Origin of the sequence: Bordetella sp., from assembly GCF_051960075.1 — a bacterium.
Classification (GTDB): Bacteria; Pseudomonadota; Gammaproteobacteria; order Burkholderiales; family Burkholderiaceae_B; genus Bordetella.
This window is the reverse complement of sequence record NZ_JBQCER010000058.1, coordinates 84299-102489: the sequence shown is the minus strand read 5'-3', so window position 1 is coordinate 102489 and position 18191 is coordinate 84299. Positions and strand designations below refer to the sequence as shown.

The window sequence follows — 18191 nt, the reverse complement described above, 5'->3', positions numbered from 1 at the left end:
ACGATGGGCAATCCAACAGACGGACGGAATGCGGCGGCGGTCGAGGCGGACGAGTCGTCCGATGCCGACCATGCCCAATATCTGACCTTCATGCTGAATCGAGAGACGTTCGGGATCGGCATCCTGTCTGTCAGGGAAATTATCGAATACAGCACATTGACCCAGGTGCCGCTGATGCCCGCCTGCATTTGCGGCGTGATCAACCTGCGAGGCGCAGTGGTACCTGTGATGAACCTGGCAACGCGTTTGGGCCGCCAGAGCGCGCCTGTCACCAAGTACACCTGTATCGTGATCGTCGAAATTGAGCAGCCCGACGGGCTGCAGGTGATCGGCATGATGGTCGATGCCGTGAACGCGGTGCTCTGCATCCCTCCCGGAGATATTGAACCCGCGCCGCGCTTCGGTACGCATATTCGCGCCGACTTCATCGCGGGCATGGGCAAGGTGGGCGAAAAGTTCGTGATTCTTCTGAAAACCGATAGCGTACTGTCGATAGATGAAATCAGCGCGTTGGCGCAGTTGCCCGCACCGGGATCGCCCGAGGCGCTGACCGCCGCAGCGCAATAGCGCCATCGTCTGCAAATGACATGCACACGCTGAACGACCAGGAATTCACGCTGTTTCAGCGCTTCATTTTCGAGGCTGCCGGCATCGTGTTGTCGACGACGAAGAAGCCCATGGTCAGAGGCCGTCTGGCCAAGCGGGTACAGGCCCAACGGTGCGACTCGTTCGGTGACTATTACGATCTGCTGCAAAGCGGGCGAGACCCGATTGAAGCGCAGCTGGCCGTGGATTTGCTGACCACCAATGAAACCTACTTCTTCCGGGAGACCAGGCATTTTGTCCTGCTGCACGAATTGCTGAGCGCGCGGCGGCGTCTGGGCAATGAGCGTGCATCCGCGCCCCTTCGGGTCTGGAGCGCCGCAAGTTCCAGCGGCGAAGAGGTCTACAGCATTGCCATGGTGCTGGCAGATCGGCTGCCCGACGAGCCTTGGACCCTCATCGGCTCCGACATCAGCAGCCGCATGCTGGAACGCGCGCGCCAGGGCATCTATGCCGGCGCGCGCGCCAGCCACATTCCTCTGGAATATCGGCACCGCTTTTGCCTGAGAGGCATCGACAAATACACCGGCTCGATCATGGTCGACCGCGTATTGCGTGAACGCGTGGAATTCATGCAAATCAACCTGAACCGGTCCCTGCCCTGCGCCCTGGGCTGGTTCGACATGGTATTTCTGCGCAATGTGATGATCTATTTCAACGACGACACAAAGCGCGAGGTCGTCGCGCGCATCCTGGGACAGTTGAAGCGGGGCGGATATTTGCTGATCGGGCATTCTGAAAGTCTGCACGGGCTGACCGATGCGGTGGAAACGCTCGCGCCGTCGATTTATCGCAAGAAATGAGAACGGCAAGGCAACGCGGAGAAGATGTAATGGATATGGGGAAGAATCAAGTAGTGCTGGTGGTCGAAGACAGCGTGGTGCAGCGCGAATCCGTAGCGGTTCAGCTTCAGGAAATCGGATTCGAAACGGTGCTCCAGGCGGAAAACGGCTCCGCGGCGCTGGAGGTCTTGAACGCTCGCGGCGAGCACATCGTCGATCTGGTGATCACCGATCTCGACATGCCCGTCATGGATGGCATCGAGCTGATCCGGCATCTTTCCGAGCGCCGCCTGGCGCACTCCGTCATCGTCGTCAGCGCCCGTGATCCGCGCATGCTGGAGGTCGTGGAGGTAATCGGTCAACAGAACGACGGCCTGAATCTGCTCGGCACGGTATCCAAGCCCATTCATAGCGAAGACCTGATCGCATTGCTCGGAAAAATTTGCAGGTGCGACGACAAGCCGGTCAGCGCCCCACCCGCCGTGCGACTGGAGTTGGCGAATGAACTGAAGCTGGCGGTGGAGACCGGGCAGTTCATACCGTATTACCAACCTATCGTTTCGATCGAAACCGGCGCGGTCTGCGACATTGAGGTGCTGGCCCGCTGGATGCATCCCGTGCATGGGGTGCTGCTGCCCGTGCATTTCATTCCGCGCATCGAAGGCTCACCGCTCATGATCCCGTTCACGCTGGATATTGTGTCCAAGGCGTTCACGCAAATGGCGCGATGGAACGCCAGCGGCCAGGCCCTTTGTTCCATTTCGATCAACTTGTCGGCGGACAACCTGGCCGACGCTTCGTTTTGCGAGCAGCTGTTCCAACTTGCTTCCGAGCATCGCATCGCGCCCGAAGCGGTCGTCTGGGAGGTCACCGAAACGATGGTGATGAGTAATCTTGCTCAATGCCTGGCAAACCTGGTCCGCCTGCGTCTGAAAGGTTTCGGCTTGGCGATGGACGACTACGGCGTGGGGTATTCGTCGGCGCAGCAGCTGTCCAGTTGCCCTTTTACCCGCCTGAAGATCGACCGAGTATTCGTCGACGGAGCAAGCCACCGGACGAATCGCAGGGCGGTCCTGGAAAGTTCGATCCAGATGGGGCACAGGCTGAACGCCGAAACCATCGGCGAAGGCGTCGAGACCGCGGAAGACCTGGCTCTGCTGCGCGAACTGGGTTGCGATTATGCGCAGGGGTTCCTGATCGCCAAGCCGATGCCGGGCGCGGAACTGGAGTCGTGGCTGCGACAGCGCAAGGCGATTCAGCCTTGAGCGGCGCCTGTCGCAAGGAAAATGCCAGAATCGTCAAAATAAGTGAATTATCGACCCTCACGCCGATAATTCGCCTGAGACACCGGAAATTGGTGTTTACACGGATTCAAGTGCGCAAGATAGCGTCGTAAATAGTGTCTGGCGCGTTTTGCGCCGCGGGCTGTTCGCGTCCTTTCGCATTGCGACCCCCCGTTCATTTTGTGCGATGCGTTTCAGGAACAAATATGTTGATACGTGGCATTTCCATCAAGGCGCGAATCGGGTTGACCATGGCTTTTCTGGCCGCGCTGCTGCTCGTGGTGGGCCTGCTGGGCCTGGTCGGCATGAGCCAGACCAACAACGCGTTCCGCGACACGGCCACAGTCCAGATGCCGAACGCCACGGCCATCAGCAATACCGAAATCTTCGCCACCCGCGCGCGACTGGCGCTGGATCGGGCCACGCTCGTGATGGGCTCCTCCGACGCGAACACCATTGTCGGTCGGTCGCATGGGTTCATCAGCCAGTCCGACAAATGGTGGAACACTTATCTTGCCATGCAGCGCAACGCGCAGGAGGATCACCTTGCGAGCGTCGTCACGGAAAAGCGCACGGCCTACAAGGCCGCCATGAAGGAGTACGAAGACGCTATCGTCAATACCAATCGGATCGCATTGGCCGAGACGGCCGGCAAGCTGCAGGCAACCTACAGCGCGCTCTCGGCCGCCGACAGCGCGCTCAGCAAATACCAAACAGATAGAGCGGACGGCAACTATCAGAAAGCGCAGAAGATGTTCGGCATTCTGCGTCTGGTAACGATCATCGCGTTGGCGGCCGGCCTGATCGCGGCCTTCGGTTCGTATCTGGTCCTTCGCCGTGCCATCGGCACCCCCCTCAAGGAAGCGCTCGGCCACTTCGACGCGATCACCGCGGGCGATCTGCGCCGCGCCATCGTCGTGCGTTCGCGCGATGAAATGGGACAGCTGATGCAGGGCATTGCGAAGATGCAGCAAGGCCTGATCAAGACGGTATCTTCGGTGCGCAGCGGCAGCGAGTCCATCGCCACAGCCACGCGGCAGATTGCCGCCGGCAACATCGATCTGTCTTCGCGCACCGAAGAGCAGGCCTCGGTGCTGCAGGAAACCGCGTCCAGCATGGACGAGCTCACCAGTACCGTGAAGCAGAACGCGGACAACGCCCGCCAGGCCAGCACGCTGGCGGCCAATGCCTCGGAAATCGCCGGCAAGGGAAATGCGGTGGTAAGCCAGGTGGTCCAGACCATGGGCGACATCAACCAAAGCTCGGCCAAGATCGCCGAGTTCATCACCATCATCGAAGGCATTACCTTCCAGACCAACATCCTGGCGCTCAATGCCGCGGTGGAGGCGGCACGCGCCGGGGAGCAAGGCCGCGGCTTCGCGGTAGTAGCCAGCGAAGTGCGCCACCTCGCTCAGCGCTCGGCCGACGCAGCCAAAGAGATCAAAGCGCTCATCGACACATCGGTCGAGCGCGTGCAGACCGGATCGGCGCTGGTGGATCAGGCCGGCCGCACCATGGGCGAGATCATCACGGCAGTCGGCCGCGTCACCGATATCATGGGCGAGATCGCGGCAGCATCGCAGGAGCAGTCCAGCGGCATCGAGAACGTCGCCAAGGCCGTTTCGCAGATGGACGAGGTCACCCAGCAAAACGCCGCCCTGGTCGAGCAGGCTGCCGCCGCAGCCCAGTCCCTGGAAGATCAGGCCGCGGGCCTGCGCGATGCCGTCTCCATCTTCCGCTTCGAAGCATCGACCGCCGGCGAACCCACGGCCGCCGGCGCGGCGCCGCGCCTGGCTTTGACGATGTAGCTGCACTGCCGGGAGATCAATCGACGCCGCAAGGCGCCGATCTCCCTAATGCAAGTGTGGGGCCAATGTGCTTACAGGGCCGGGTTTGCCGATGAAGTAGCCCTGGATCTTGTCGCAACCCAACTGCTTCAAGCGTTCGAACTGCTCTTCGGTCTCGACTCCTTCGGCAGTCGTCTCCATGCCCAGACTGCGCGCGACGCCGATGACCAGCGTGATGATCGCCACCGCGTCGCTTCCATCCGGCACGTCGCGCGTGAAGCTCTGGTCGATCTTGATTCGGTTGAACTGAAACCTACGCAAGGCCCCCAGCGACGAATACCCCGTGCCGAAATCGTCCATGGCGATCTGCACGCCGGATTTTTTGAAGCTGGTCAGCGCTTCCTGCGTGAGCTCGCTGTGCTCGAGCAGCGTGGATTCGGTAATTTCGAGCTCCAGCCGGCCTGGATCCAGCCCGCTTTCGTCCAACGCCTGCCGCACCGATAGCGGCAGCGTGCGGTTGCGAAGCTGAACCGGCGACAGATTGACTGCGATGCTCAGCGGTTGCTTCCATTTCGCAGCCTCGCGGCAGGCGGTGCGCAGCACCCAGTCGCCGATGGCATGGATCAGGCCGGTTTCTTCCGCCACGGGGATGAAATCGGACGGCAGCACCCGCCCTCTTGTCGGGTGGTTCCAACGCAGCAGAGCTTCGTAGCCGCAGATCACGCCTGTGCGGGCATCGGCCTGCGGCTGGTAATAGACTTCGAACTCGCCCTTGATCAAAGCACGCCTGAGGTCGGTCTCGAGCGACTTGCGTCCCAGGAAACGGGTCTGCAATTCCTGGCGGAAAACATGAGCCCGGCCCCGCCCCAGGCGCTTTGCTTCGTACAGCGCCAGATCCGCCTGCTTGAGCACCGTGTCCGATTCCAGCTCGCCGTGCGTCAGGCAGATACCTACGCTGACGCCCACATTGATCGCCCGACCATTGATGATGTAGGGATCGCTCATTTCGGCGATGAGGCTCTGGGCCTGTTCGACGGCCTCCTCCTGCGTGCTCGCCGTGCTCAGTACGGAGAACTCGTCGCCGCCCAGGCGACAGACGAGATCGGTCTCGGTGGTCGAGTACTGCAGACGCGCGCCCACCTCCTCGAGCAGGTCGTCGCCCACGTCATGGCCCAGCGTGTCGTTGACGTCCTTGAACCCGTCGAGATCGAGAAAGAAGACGGCCACCGACGCGCCGCCGTCCGCGGCGGCCCGCAGGCGTTCGTCGAGCTCCTTGCGAAAGAACATGCGATTCGCCAGGCCCGTCAGATAATCGTGATTGGCCAGGTGTGCCATCTGGTTGCTCTGTTCGAGCATCTCGGTGGAGGCCACGCGCAGATCGTCGACCAGCTGGTTCATGTCCGACTGCGCGCCCCTGAGCAGGCCGTTCTGGCGCCACAGCATCAGTATCAGCGCGACGGCGAACAGGATGAAGCTGCCCGCCAGCGCGGTGTAGCGCAGATGCAGTGTCTGCAGGTCTTTTTCCTGGGCGTCGATCTGCGCGGTACTGGCGGCGATGACGCTTGCCGCTAGCGTGGTCATGGGCGCATCGAGCGTACCCATCCTCTGCAGTTCGACATGAAAATCGACGGGCGCAGGCGCATCGAGCCGCTTGTCTACGGCCCAAAGAACATCGTGCAGGCTAGCCAGCAGCTCGACGCGTGCCGGCTTCTCTTGCATGAAACGACCCAGGCTACCTGCCTTGAGTTGGTCCAGCCGCCCAAGCATGATGTCCAATCGCAGGCGCAGCTCGTCGGCGTTCACGCTGGGTATGCCCAACTGATATTCCGCCAGTTCGTGTTCGAACCGCATGTATTCCGACAAGGTCTGGCTGACGGACCATGAATCGAGATCGCGGGAGACTTCATGCAACGCGGCCTGGCGCTGTGTGATGACATAGGCCATATAGACCGTCGCGGCCACGGACAAGCAGATGATGGCTATGAGCAGGCGCTTCACGGGGCCTGCCTTACTGAGCCTCGGCGGGCTTGCGCAGCACCATGACCTTGGCCGTCGATTGCTGGACCACTTCGCCATGCTGGTTGAGCGTATCGCTGCGGCACAGCACGATGCCGCGATCGGGCTTGGAGCGCGACGGCGTAATCTCGAGCACGGTCGTCTGCACCGTCAGCGTATCGCCCGGCCGCACCGGACGGGGCCAACGCAATTCGGTGCCTGCGCCGATCAGACCGCTCGCAATGGGCAGACCACCTTCGACCAACAGGCGCATGGCGACCGCGGCCGTGTGCCAGCCGCTGGCCGCCAGCCCGCCGAACACCGTGCTCCGCGCCTTGACGTCGTCGAGGTGAAAGACCTGCGGATCGTACTGCCGGGCAAACTGCTTGATTTCGTCTTCGGTCATCGTGTACGAGCCGCTGAGAAATTGCGCGCCGACGGCCAGGTCTTCAAGATATAAGCCAGCCTTGGGGTTTTGCGTAATCATGGCCGCAGGTTATACCATCCGGCCATGTCTTCATGCCTGATTCAGGTCAATCCAGGCCGTGAAACGACGAGTCGTCGGGCCCCACGTGGGACGGATGCTTCCAGGTGACGTCGCGCATGGAATGCTGCACCAGGTCTTCCACGCCCAAGAGCACGGCAAAGATGGCCATGCGGACGGGAATGCCGTTGTCGGTCTGGCGAAAGATGGCCAGGCGCGAGTCGTCGTTCAGGTCGGTGCTCAGATCGTTGGCGCCTTCGCGGCTGTCGCGCGGCAGCGGGTGCATGACGATGGTGTCGGGCGAGCAGTATGCGTCGATGATGGCCTTGCTGACCTGGAAGTCGGGCGCGTAGGCGCTTTCGGCGTCCTCGCCGACAAAGCGCTCTTTCTGCACGCGCGTGGCGTAGATCACGTCGGCGCCCGGCAAGCCTTCGGCCAGCGAGGACTTCTGCTCGATGACGTTGCCGTTGCGCGCCGCCTGATCGATGATGTATTGCGGCATTTCCAGGCCGCGCGGGGCTACCAGCGAAAACTTGACGCCCTTGTACAGCGACAGCAGCTTGATGAGCGAATGCACCGTGCGGCCGTACTTGAGGTCGCCCACCATAGCGACGTGCGCGCCGTCGAGCAGCTTGCCCAGGCGCGAAAACTCGGTGAGTATGGTGTACAGGTCGAGCAGCGCCTGGCTGGGATGCTCACCAGGGCCGTCGCCCGCATTGACCACGGGGATATTGGTTGCCGCTGCGAATTCGGCCACTGAACCCTTCTCGGGATGGCGCACCACCAGGGCATCGACATAACCGCTCATCACCCGGCTAGTGTCGTAGATGGACTCGCCCTTGGCCATGGAAGAGAAAGTAAAGCCGGTGGTGTCGCACACCGAACCGCCCAGGCGACAGAACGCCGAGCCGAAACTTACGCGGGTACGCGTGCTGGCCTCGAAAAAAAGATTACCCAGGACGGCGCCTTCGAGTACGCGCGAAACCTTACGGCGACGCGCGATGGGTTGCATCATGTCGGCGATGCGGAACAGGTCTTCGGCGGATTCGCGGGTGAACTGGTCTACCGACAGCAGTTGAGGCTTGCCGTTCGAGGCAATGCGATCGCACAAGGGACCGGATTGTGCGCTCTGCGTATATTTCTCCAGCAGATCGCGGTTCTGCACGATCTCGCCGACGAAGCGCTCGACCACTTCGGGCATGCTGCGGAACTCCTGCGATCCCTCCGGCAACAGCCAGGTATCGAGCGCACGGCGCTTGACGCCGATGCGCACCGCAAAAAGATCGCGGGTGAGGTTGAGGCGACGCATGGCGTCACGCAGAAAGGCTTGCTGGGAAATCGACATGGATGGCCTCGGCGCAGAAGTGGAAACGTCGCACAGCCCCTACGCCGGCATCAATCGGCGTAGGTTTTTATACGCAATGCGTATATTAAATCCTGTCCCATCTAACGTCCATACGCCTGCGGATCGTTTTTTTAACGTCCGGATGCCTCGGAAGCTTGCCTGCGTATACCGCCATAGTATTGCTGGACTGCCCACCGTCGGATGTATCGATGCCGGATGCCGACCAGCAGCCCAGGCCGAATCCGGCCACCCCGCCGACAAAAGCCAGTACGGCCAGGGTCAGACCAAGATGCCCGCCGGGCGCCAGCGACAGGCGCATCCGCCGGGCCTGCCGCAGTTGCGTCACGAAAACCAGCAACTGCGCCAGACCGCAGGCGCCCAGGCCGGCCAGAAAGTAGCCCAGCGGCTCGGAGAGGTCCGGTGAGGCCGTGTCGGCCCCCACAATGCCCAGCGAAAAAGAGGTCAGCAGCAACGCGGCTGCGCCGTTGAATGCCGCGACCAGGCGAAACATGGCCGCAAATTGCCTGTACGGCGCATACATTGCTTACTCCGGCGAGCGACAGACCGGCGTGGCGGACTGGATCGACTTGCGCGCCGCAGCCAATTCGGCCTTGTCCCAGATACCGGTACCCAGCACGGTGACCGTGACGCGCGCGGTGACGGGCTCGATCGATTCGCTCTTGGCCTCGAACAACTCGAGTATCTTGGCCTCTTCGCCGACCTTGAAGACGCGGATGCGGCCCAGTGCCGTCTGCGTGGGCGTGTTCTTTTTCGCCCCGCCTCCGGAGACCGCGTCAAAAAAGCTCTCGCCCGCCATCGGATCGTTGTCCCGAGCGATGCCGTAGGTCTGCCCATATGGGTGAGCACGCGACAGGTCGCACACGCGCAGATACTCCAGTGCGCGGCGATAAGCCGATTCGACGTCGGTATTCACGATGAAGCTGTCGGAAACGCCTTTGGTCTGCATGAGGCCGGTATTGGCGCAGCCGGCCAAGCCGCCGACCAGTGCCAGAGCCGCACAGCCCAGCATAAACCGGCCTTTCCGGCCTTTGTTATTCGCAAGATCGTCCAAGAGATTTCGCATCATCATTTCCTGATTACCTTGCGCGGCATTATGCCTTAACACCTCGAGGCGCCAGGGTCTGAATTACATCATCGGAATGTCGCGCAACTCCCGCGCCATCCATGCTACGAAAGCACGGGTGCGCGAGGGCATCAGTCTGGCGTGCGGATACACGATATTCACAGGCCGAGCCGGCCCTTCATATTCCGGCAAAAGGCGCACAAGGCGGCCGTCGAGCAGCGCGGCAGCCGCCTGATACGAAAGAAAGCGCCCGTAGCCGAGTCCGCCGATACAGGCTTCGAGCGCCGTCAGGCCGTGATTGACTTCCAGATTGCCGCTGACAGGGACGACAAATTCTCGGCCGTTTTCCCAGAATCGCCAATGCGTCAGTGCGCCGTCATACGTACGGATGCAGTTGCGGCCGACCAGATCGCGCGGATGCGTCACCGCGCCCTGCTCGGCAAGACAGGCGGGACTGGCCACGACCACGTGATGAATGGCGCCGACACGTTGCGCAACCAGCGTCGAGTCATCGAGCGGCGAAATGCGGATGCCGACATCGATGCCCTCTTCCCAGAGGTTCACCACCCGGTCGTTGAGCAGCAGACGGCAGGTGACCGCAGGATAGGCTCGCAAGAAGCGCTGCATGGCAGGCGCGACGTGCAAGTGGCCGAATAATACCGGCGCCGTGACCACCACCGTGCCGCTCGGCGCCTCATGGCGCGCGGCAAGCTGCGCTTCGGCCTCCTGCACGTCGCCCAGGATCTGGCGGCACGTCTCCAGGTAGCTGCGCCCCTCCTCTGTGAGCGCGTTATGGCGCGTGGTGCGATTGAGCAGCCGCACGCCGAGCGAGGTTTCGAGCGCGGCCAGCGTGCGAACCACTGCGGGCAGCGACGAGTCGAGCGCACGTGCCGCGGCGCTCAAGCTGCCGTGGTCGACGATCGCGACGAACGTCTGCATGGCTCGGAATTTATTCATTTGCCGATAATTACTCCATAAAAAGAAGTAGTCAAATCAATTTCTCGGTATTTATTCAAATATCGGATTTATGGAGAATGATTCCAAGAAAATCACTTCAGCCCAGGGCGTCATCGCCGACGTCCGTTTCATTTTGTTACGGAGTTTTCCATGCTTGCCGCCAGCCCTACGAATCGCCTGAGCCCGTCCCGTGATCCCTACGTGCTTTATTACTCGCCAGGAGCCTGTTCTCTGGCGGTTCACATTGTTCTCGAAGAGCTGGACGCGCCCTACCGACTGGAATGCGTTTCCGTTGCAGACGGCGAGACGGCGCGTGAACCCTACCTGAACATCAATCCCAAGGGCCGCGTCCCGGCTCTCGCGATCAAAGAGGAAGGACGCGTACTGACCGAGCTTCCGGCAATTCTCGACTACCTGGCGCATAGCGATCCTGCCGGCAGGCTGCTGCCAGGTGGCGGCGCCTTGCCGCAAGCACGGCGCGAGGAATGGCTGGCCTGGCTATCGGGCTGGGTGCATGCCGTCGGATTCGGCTTGTTGTGGCGGCCGGGCCGCTTCGATACCGACCCCGCGCATTACGACGCGCTTCACGCAATGGGACGGCGAACGATCGAGAAGGCATTCCAGGACATCGAACGCCAGCTCGCCGACGGCAGGCAGTGGGCCGTGGCCGAAGGTTATTCGGTGGTCGATCCTTTTCTCCTGGTGTTGTTCCGCTGGGGCAACAGGATAGGTCTGGCAATGCATCAGGCGTTTCCGGCCTGGGCAGCGCTTTGCGCAAAGCTTCTGCAGCGCCCTGCGGTCGTGCGGGCGCTGGAGCAGGAAGAAGGGACTTCGATCGATGGATAGCGCGCTGATACGTACTCTCGCATCGGAGGACCGCACGGGGCCTGACGCCGGGTCGGCCCATGGCGTTCACGCACCGTTCCATGCGGGCGAAATTGCCGTCCAGGCCTTGGCGGGTTCGCGCCAGGCCATGGTCGAGGCCGGGTCGCGCCTGATCCGCACCCAAATGCCGGAGCAGCATCGCCGATTTTTCCCGCAACTGCCGTTTCTCGCAATTGGCGCCTTGGATCGCGAGGGCCAGCCCTGGGCGACCCTGCTATCGGGCACACCCGGATTCGCCTATTCGCCTGATTCGAGCTCGCTGCGCGTCGAGGCGGTGCCGCCGCGGACAGATCCGCTGCACGGCAGCCTCGTTCCAGGCGCGAGGGTCGGCATACTCGGCATCGAGCTGCAGACACGTCGGCGCAATCGCGTCAACGGCTCGATTGCCGAAATCGACTCGAACGGGTTTTTGCTGCGCGTCGTGCAAAGTTTCGGCAACTGCCCACAATACATCCGCCAGCGAACGGCCGCCGCGCCCGTCCTCGCGGCACCGGCCAGTATGGAGACGCCGGCTGCGTTCCTCGATGACCGAGCGCAGCAGCAAATTGCGGCAGCGGATACATTCTTTATTGCCAGCCATTTCGACGGCCATGGGGCGAACGACACGAGCGCAGGGGCGGACGTATCGCATCGTGGCGGCAAACCGGGATTTGTGCGCCTGGACGATGCGCGCACACTCACATGGCCGGATTTTCAGGGCAATGCGTACTTCAATACGCTCGGCAATCTATACGCGAATCCGCGCGCAGGGCTGTTATTCGTCGATTTCGCGCGCGGCGATTTTCTGCATCTTGCGGGAAGCGCCGAAATACTTTGGGACGATCAAACCCGCAGCGGATTTGCAGGCGCTCAACGTCTGATCCGCTTTCACATCGGCCAGATGCGGCGCGTACGCAACGCCCTGCCTGGCGCATGGCTGGATGGCGAAGCGTCGCCCTCGGTCGCTCGCACCGGTGCTTGGAAAACGCGCCCGACGGCGCAAGCAACTGTTCTCGATAACGACCATGTCTAAAAAACCGTCGCGGTCGCGACGCAATCGGCGCTAACGAGAAACCGAGAAACCACGCCGCGCCCCAAAACAATCAGGCCCGGCTTCTGGAAGAAGTCGGGCCTGATTCGACGTTTGGTTGCGGGGGCAGGATTTGAACCTACGACCTTCGGGTTATGAGCCCGACGAGCTGCCAGACTGCTCCACCCCGCGTCTGAAGAATTGAATTCTAGCACAGTTTATTAAGGCCTGCATAGACTGAAGTTGCGGGAGGGGTTTGGCCCCCCCTGCCCGAAAGCTGAGCAGTCTAAACAAGCCCTTGAACAGCAAGGGCATTTTTCATCTATGCCGATGCTATCCAAAGACTTGTCCACAAAAGCTGTGGGCAAATCCGTGCTGGTGGACAACAACACAGCCGCGTCTGCGTGTCAGCCCTTGAACGCGGCAAGCAGCGCATCGCGCATGCTCTCGAAGCCCGCCACGTACTGCGGGTTTTCGGATCCGGCCAACAACCCCGCATACTGCTGCTCAAGCCGGGTTTCGATGGCTTCGCGCAGTTGCGGGGTTTCCTTGGCAATGATGAGCACCGAGGCGAGCGCCGCGTGCAGAGCATCGATGCGGCCGCCCTGGTGGGAGATAGTGTGGACGATGACGGCGATCTGTTCCTGGATTTCCATGGCATTGCTCGTAGAGAGAAAAGCGCAGCGCAAACCGCCGCGCTCGGGGCCATTCGCGCGAAATGGGTCCGCAAAAAGGCCGGGCGCCGATGCTAGCACGGTCATCGCGAGGCACGCACTCCGGTACACTGGCGGCCTTGCCAACCAGGATAGTGCCGTGAAGCCCTTGCGCCCGCTCTTGCTGCTGCTCCCCGCCCTGATGCTGACCGCCTGCGCCAGCTACATGACCGAAGTTCAGCCCGTCGCCGGCAAAGATCGGTACCGCGTGTCGTACAACGCGGGCTACCACGTCATGTCCTGGGTGGAAGTCAAGAACAAGGCGCGCGAACGCGCCAAGGCATTCTGCGCCGGGCAGGGCCGACGCATGGCCGATCCCGAGGCCTACTCCAACGACGCCACGGGCCTGGGTTCCAAAGAGGCTACGGTGGTCTTCACCTGCGAGCAGGAGCCCGCGGCCGACAAGCCGTAGGCACACCCTGGCGGGCTCGACCCCGTACCTTCCGGTTCACACCTGCCTCGATCGCAGAAGGCAAGTATTGCCTGCTCGAGCTTGATCCCATATATTGATAATAATTCTCATTTATTATCTGGATCCTGCTCATCTCTTCCTGGAGACGCCATGTGCGAGCAATGCAAGCCCGATGCCAACGCCGCCCCCGGTTCGCGCCGACGGCGCCTGTGGGACCTGCCCCACGCCTGCCACTGCCCGGTGATCGGGGTTTGCGTGCCGCTCAACGTCTTGCGTACTCTGGTCAACAAGACATTAGGAGGACAGGCCCAGGCCGACGACTATGAAATCCACGTCGGCGCCGTTGCCGAGTGCATGCGGCGCAACCGCCTGTCCAAGCGCCTGCAGGACGAGCTGGATCGGCGTTATGCCCAGTCCATCCAGATCTTCCGTTCGGCCAGGACTGCGACGGACATCGCCGACATGTGGGCGGCGGCCATGCGCCAGGGCGACGTGGCAGGCGCGTTCTGGGCCGCCCTTACCCATTCGCGCTGCGACGACGTTCTGCAGGACGTGTTGCTGCGCGACATGCACATGCTGCAACATCAGGCCGGCGCCGCCACCCGCGTGGACATCGCCCGCTACAAAGCGCTGCGGCAGGCCCATGCGAATCTGGCAACGGAAGCGGAGAAGACCCGGGCGCGCCACGCGCGCGCGCTCGCCGAAAAGCAGACCGAGAACGAACGCCTGGCGGCCGAAGTCGCGCAACTGCGCGCCGACGGCGTGGCCAAGCAAGTCCTGCTTGCCGAGCTAGAGCGGAATTTGGAAAAACTGAAAGCGTCGCTGGCCGACTATGCCCAGGCCGACAGGCAGCAGAAACGAATCGAGCTGCTGACCGCACGGCAGGCGGAACTCGAAATGCAGAACCATAGTTTGCGGCACCAATTGGCGCGGGCGGCGAAATCGCACGCCGCAATTGCAGCCGTCCCCATCCCGGCCCATGCCCTCGACGCACCGCACGATGCGCTCGCGCAGCCGCAACTACAACACCAGGTCGTGCTATGCGTGGGCGGGCGCAGCGGCAATATCGCCAACTACCGCGCCGCAGTCGAGGGCATAGGCGGGCGCTTCGCTCACCATGACGGCGGCCTGGAAGACAAGCACGGCGCGCTGGACGCCAGCCTGGCCGCAGCCGATCTGGTGATCTGCCAGACCGGCTGCATCAGCCACAACGCCTATTGGCGCGTGAAGGATTTCTGCAAGCGCACCGGAAAGCGGTGCTTGTTCGTTGAAAACCCCAGCACGTCGTCGTTGGTACGGGAATTGCGTCAGAATCTCGGGCCTGAGGAAGCCGGCGAAGAACTGATCCAGCTCGGATAACCGAGGGTCGGTAGATGCATCTACGTCGAGAAGTCGGTAATCACCGTCATGCCCGTGCCCTGGAATTTGTCCATGTTCATCAGGGCTTGAATGGACTGGCCGAGGCTGATGGTGTTGCCCACCAGCTTGCCGGGCGCCAGTTGGCCGGACTGGATCATGCTCAGCATTGCGTCGTAGCGATGCGCCTGCATGCCGTGGCTACCCACGATCTCCAGTTCGTGCGCAATGACCTGGCTCATCGGCACCGCGGGAGCGGCATGATCGGCCAGCATCAGACCCACCTGCACGTGGCGGCCGCGGCGGCGCAGGTTGCCGATCGAATTGAAACAGGTGGCGGGATGGCCGAGCGCGTCGAGCGAGACATGCGCTCCGCCCTGCGTGATCTCTTTCACGGCCTCGACGACGTTGGCTGCGCGCGCGGCATTGACCGTGGCCGACGCGCCCAGGGTCCGCGCCAGCGCCAGGGCCTGATCGGAGATGTCGACTGCGATCACCCGGGCGCCGATGGCGTGGGCGATCATGACGGCCGACAGCCCCACGCCGCCGCAGCCATGCACGGCAACCCACTGTCCGGCCGACACACGGCCCTGGTCGATCACGGCCCGAAACGAGGTCACGAAGCGGCACCCCAGACTCGCGGCGGTGACGAAGTCGAGCGTCTCGGGCAAGCGTACGAGATTCAGGTCGGCGTGATCGATGCCGACATACTCGGCGAAAGAGCCCCAGTGCGTGAAGCCCGGCTGAAACTGACGTTCGCACACCTGCTGGTTGCCGCTATGGCACTCGCTGCAATGACCGCAAGCCGCTATGAAAGGCACCGTAACGCGGTCGCCGATCTTCCAGCGCGCGACGTCCCGACCGACCGCGGCGACCACGCCCGCCAGTTCATGGCCGGGCACGTGCGGCAGAACGATGTCCGGATCATGCCCCATCCAGCCGTGCCAATCGCTGCGGCATACGCCCGTAGCCATGACGTGGATCACCACGCCGTCTGCGGCGGGGGTGGGGTCCGGAACGTTCGCCAGTCCAGGCGCTGCGCCGAAGGTTTCGTATAAGACGGCTTTCATGGTGTGGACTCGGGACGTTTGCTAGGGGAAGCCGGATATTTAATCATTCCGCGGTAACACGCGTGTTCCACACGCCGATGCTTCTCTGTCTTGCAAATTAATTAATGAGTCAGTTAATATCTCGCCCCATGACGCTTCGCTGCCCCTTTCCTCACGTCGGTCGTCGTTCGCGCAAGAGCGACGTTTCCGGTAGGGAAGAATTGCTCAACGCGGCCATACTGATCTTCGCCGAGCGCGGCCTGGCCAATACGACCATCGCGCAAATCGCCGCAGCCGGCAAGGTTACGCCGGCCATGGTCCACTATTGGTTCGATACCCGCGAAAACCTCTACGACGCGGTGGCCAACGAGCGCATCGTCCCGCTGATCGATGCGGTCTGGACCCCGGTCGATTTCGAGAACGATCAGATACTCGACCTGGTGCGAGGCCTCATGCAGCGCATGTTCGCCATGACGATCTCCACGCCGTGGCTGCCGTCACTGTGGTCCAGAGAAGTCATCCAGATGGGCGGCCTGTTGCGCGAACGGGTGCTCAGCCGCATTTCTCCCGAGCCCAGCCTCGCTTTCCGCCAGAAGATTGCCCAGGCCCAGGCCCGAGGGGAAATCAATCCCGACATCGAACCCGAATTGCTGTTTACCTCGATGCTCTCGCTGGTCATGTTGCCGCAGGCCAGCGAAAGCATATGGTGCCAGCTGCATTTCAACGGCCGGGTGCTCAGCACCCGGCAGATCGAAAACCACACTATCGCGCTGCTGATGACCGGTCTGCGCGCAAACCAGCCCCAAGGAGGGGCAAGATGACGACCCCCACGCTCACTACGTTCGCTGCCTCCCAAGGAGGCTTCAGACTTCCTCGGGCGGCCGTTCGGAGGCTGACATGACGCCCCCAGCCTTGCGGCTGCCTCGAGTCTGGCTCCCCGGCGTGCTGTGCGCCACGCTGCTCAGCGCCTGCGCGGTAGGGCCCGATTACACCCGGCCCGATCTCACCAAAGATGCCGGGTACAGCCGTCAGCCGCTGGCGGCGACCGCCGCCGCCGGCGGCGTCGCGCAGCAATTCGTCAGCGGCCAGGATGTACCCGGACAATGGTGGCAGCTCTATCACTCGCCCGAACTGAACGCGCTGGTCGACGAGGCGCTGAAGGCCAACCCCAGCGCCGCGGCCGCCCAGGCGTCGCTGCGCCAGGCTAACGAACTGGTCTACGCCAGCCAGGCTTCGTTTCTGCCGACCGTCAGCGGCTCGGGTTCCTACACCCGCGAACGTCAGGGCTTCTTCACCTTCCCGCCGCAGGTCTTCAATGTCGCCTCGGCCTCGCTGAGCGTGTCCTACGCGCCCGACATATTCGGCGGCACGCGCCGCCAGGTCGAGTCCGCCAAAGCGCAAGCGCAGTACCAGCGCTTCCAGCTCGAAGCCACCTACCTCACGCTCACCACCAACGTCGTCAACACGGCGGTGACGCTGGCCTCGGTGCGCGATCAGATCGCCGCCACCGAGTCGCTCATCCAGTTGCAGGCCAAGGAACTCGACATCCTGCAGGAGCGTCAGCGCCTGGGCGCCGTGTCCAGCGCCGACGTGCTCGCGCAGCAGGCCACACTCGCGCAAACGCGCGCCAGCCTGCCGCCGCTGCAGAAGCAGCTCGCGCAGACGCGCAATCAGCTTGCGGCCTATATGGGACGCTTCCCCAACCAGGCCCCGATCGAAAACTTCACGCTGGCTTCCCTGCACCTGCCCGAGACGCTGCCCCTGAGCCTGCCGTCGGCCATTGTCGAGCAGCGACCGGACGTGCGCGCCGCCGAAGCGCAACTGCACGAGGCCAGCGCCCAGATCGGCGTTGCCATAGCCAACCAGTTGCCGCAATTCAGCATCACCGGTTCGCTGGGTTCGGGCGCCAGCAGTCTGGGCAAGCTGTTCTCGGCGGGCACCGGGGTCTGGAGCATCGCCGGCTCGGTCGCGCAGACGATCTTCGACGCCGGCGCGCTCGAACATAAGAAGCGCGCGGCCGTAGCCGCGTTCGACGCCTCGGCCGATCTCTATCGCGGCACGGTGATAGGCGCATTCCAGGACGTATCCAATTCGCTGCGCGCCCTGGAAAGCGACGCCGATGCGCTCGAGCAGCAGAGCGACGCCGAACGCGCCGCGCAGGACAGCCTCAATCTCACCCAGGGCCAGTACAAGCTCGGGGCCTTGAGTTATCCGAGCCTGCTCGCCGCGCAGCAAACCTACCAGAACGCCGTACTGGCGCGCGTCAAGGCGCAGGCGGCGCGCTATAGCGACACCGCGGCCCTGTTCCAGGCGCTGGGCGGCGGCTGGTGGAATCGCAGCGATGTGGCACCCGCCAGCCGTGGCCAGCCGCTCAGCCTCGGCATCCCGCTCGTCTCTTCCCTGATCCCCTCGGATCGCACCGAACAACAACCGAACCAGTGAGAAGG

18 protein-coding genes and 1 tRNA gene are annotated in these 18191 nt (G+C 62.6%); 10 read left to right on the top strand and 9 right to left on the bottom strand.

The genetic code is table 11. The annotated features are described in order from the left end of the window. Positions 1 to 3: 3 nt before the first annotated feature. The 4 genes from ACTHJ1_RS09840 to ACTHJ1_RS09825 all read left to right on the top strand — a co-directional run bounded on the left by ACTHJ1_RS09840 (position 4) and on the right by ACTHJ1_RS09825 (position 4476). Positions 4 to 567, top strand: a complete 564-nt coding sequence (locus ACTHJ1_RS09840) for a chemotaxis protein CheW (protein ID WP_440191337.1) — start codon at positions 4 to 6, stop codon at positions 565 to 567. A gap of 20 nt (positions 568 to 587) precedes the next feature. Continuing rightward, positions 588 to 1406 carry a CheR family methyltransferase gene (locus tag ACTHJ1_RS09835; RefSeq protein WP_440191334.1) on the top strand — a complete coding sequence of 273 codons (819 nt, stop codon included), beginning with the start codon at positions 588 to 590 and terminating at the stop codon, positions 1404 to 1406. Between the two features lie 29 nt (positions 1407 to 1435). Beyond that, a complete protein-coding gene (locus tag ACTHJ1_RS09830) occupies positions 1436 to 2650 on the top strand; it encodes an EAL domain-containing protein (RefSeq protein WP_440191331.1) in 1215 nt (404 codons plus the stop codon). A 224-nt stretch (positions 2651 to 2874) separates the two neighbouring features. After that, positions 2875 to 4476, top strand: a complete 1602-nt coding sequence (locus tag ACTHJ1_RS09825) for a methyl-accepting chemotaxis protein (RefSeq protein ID WP_440191328.1) — start codon at positions 2875 to 2877, stop codon at positions 4474 to 4476. Between the two features lie 45 nt (positions 4477 to 4521). On the opposite strand, the gene ACTHJ1_RS09820 is transcribed toward ACTHJ1_RS09825, so the two are convergent. The 6 genes from ACTHJ1_RS09820 to ACTHJ1_RS09795 form a co-directional block, all read right to left on the bottom strand. After that, positions 4522 to 6453, bottom strand: coding sequence for a putative bifunctional diguanylate cyclase/phosphodiesterase (locus ACTHJ1_RS09820; protein WP_440191325.1), 1932 nt, complete (start codon positions 6451 to 6453; stop codon positions 4522 to 4524). A gap of 10 nt (positions 6454 to 6463) precedes the next feature. Next, on the bottom strand, positions 6464 to 6937 hold the full coding sequence (locus tag ACTHJ1_RS09815) for a MaoC family dehydratase (RefSeq protein ID WP_440191322.1): 474 nt from the start codon (positions 6935 to 6937) through the stop codon (positions 6464 to 6466). Positions 6938 to 6983: 46 nt separating this feature from the next. Next, entirely contained in the window at positions 6984 to 8279 is a 1296-nt protein-coding gene (locus ACTHJ1_RS09810) for an aspartate carbamoyltransferase (protein ID WP_440191319.1), read from the bottom strand. A gap of 85 nt (positions 8280 to 8364) precedes the next feature. After that, positions 8365 to 8790: a hypothetical protein gene (locus ACTHJ1_RS09805; protein ID WP_440191317.1), complete on the bottom strand. Its 426-nt coding sequence runs from the start codon at positions 8788 to 8790 to the stop codon at positions 8365 to 8367. Between the two features lie 33 nt (positions 8791 to 8823). Beyond that, positions 8824 to 9309 (bottom strand): BPTD_2524 family lipoprotein, encoded by a 486-nt coding sequence (locus ACTHJ1_RS09800; RefSeq protein WP_440191314.1) that lies wholly within the window; start codon positions 9307 to 9309, stop codon positions 8824 to 8826. A gap of 117 nt (positions 9310 to 9426) precedes the next feature. Next, positions 9427 to 10320 (bottom strand): LysR family transcriptional regulator, encoded by an 894-nt coding sequence (locus tag ACTHJ1_RS09795; RefSeq protein WP_440191311.1) that lies wholly within the window; start codon positions 10318 to 10320, stop codon positions 9427 to 9429. Between the two features lie 150 nt (positions 10321 to 10470). Between ACTHJ1_RS09795 and ACTHJ1_RS09790 the strand changes: the two genes are divergently transcribed. Beyond that, positions 10471 to 11166 (top strand): glutathione S-transferase family protein, encoded by a 696-nt coding sequence (locus ACTHJ1_RS09790; RefSeq protein ID WP_440191308.1) that lies wholly within the window; start codon positions 10471 to 10473, stop codon positions 11164 to 11166. After that, the gene (locus ACTHJ1_RS09785) at positions 11159 to 12217 is read left to right on the top strand and encodes a pyridoxamine 5'-phosphate oxidase family protein (protein ID WP_440191305.1); all 1059 of its coding nucleotides are present in this window, start codon (positions 11159 to 11161) and stop codon (positions 12215 to 12217) included. Before ACTHJ1_RS09790 ends, ACTHJ1_RS09785 begins: the two co-directional genes overlap by 8 nt. Positions 12218 to 12329: 112 nt before the next feature. Here ACTHJ1_RS09785 and ACTHJ1_RS09780 read toward each other — a convergent pair. Continuing rightward, positions 12330 to 12406, bottom strand: a tRNA-Met gene (locus tag ACTHJ1_RS09780). Between the two features lie 215 nt (positions 12407 to 12621). Further along, positions 12622 to 12870 (bottom strand): hypothetical protein, encoded by a 249-nt coding sequence (locus ACTHJ1_RS09775; RefSeq protein ID WP_440191302.1) that lies wholly within the window; start codon positions 12868 to 12870, stop codon positions 12622 to 12624. A gap of 157 nt (positions 12871 to 13027) precedes the next feature. On the opposite strand from ACTHJ1_RS09775, the gene ACTHJ1_RS09770 reads away from it, so the two are divergent. Together ACTHJ1_RS09770 and ACTHJ1_RS09765 are read left to right on the top strand one after the other, a co-directional pair. Continuing rightward, a complete protein-coding gene (locus ACTHJ1_RS09770; protein WP_440191299.1) occupies positions 13028 to 13339 on the top strand; it encodes a hypothetical protein in 312 nt (103 codons plus the stop codon). Between the two features lie 150 nt (positions 13340 to 13489). Beyond that, positions 13490 to 14698 (top strand): DUF2325 domain-containing protein, encoded by a 1209-nt coding sequence (locus ACTHJ1_RS09765; RefSeq protein WP_440191296.1) that lies wholly within the window; start codon positions 13490 to 13492, stop codon positions 14696 to 14698. A 20-nt stretch (positions 14699 to 14718) separates the two neighbouring features. Here the strand turns inward: ACTHJ1_RS09765 and ACTHJ1_RS09760 are convergent, their stop codons facing one another. Further along, a complete protein-coding gene (locus tag ACTHJ1_RS09760) occupies positions 14719 to 15765 on the bottom strand; it encodes a zinc-dependent alcohol dehydrogenase family protein (protein WP_440191293.1) in 1047 nt (348 codons plus the stop codon). Positions 15766 to 15893: 128 nt separating this feature from the next. Here ACTHJ1_RS09760 and ACTHJ1_RS09755 point away from each other — a divergent pair, with 128 nt between their 5' ends. Then, on the top strand, positions 15894 to 16565 hold the full coding sequence (locus tag ACTHJ1_RS09755) for a TetR/AcrR family transcriptional regulator (RefSeq protein ID WP_440191290.1): 672 nt from the start codon (positions 15894 to 15896) through the stop codon (positions 16563 to 16565). A 76-nt stretch (positions 16566 to 16641) separates the two neighbouring features. Then, on the top strand, positions 16642 to 18186 hold the full coding sequence (locus ACTHJ1_RS09750; protein ID WP_440191287.1) for an efflux transporter outer membrane subunit: 1545 nt from the start codon (positions 16642 to 16644) through the stop codon (positions 18184 to 18186). Positions 18187 to 18191: the final 5 nt, after the last annotated feature.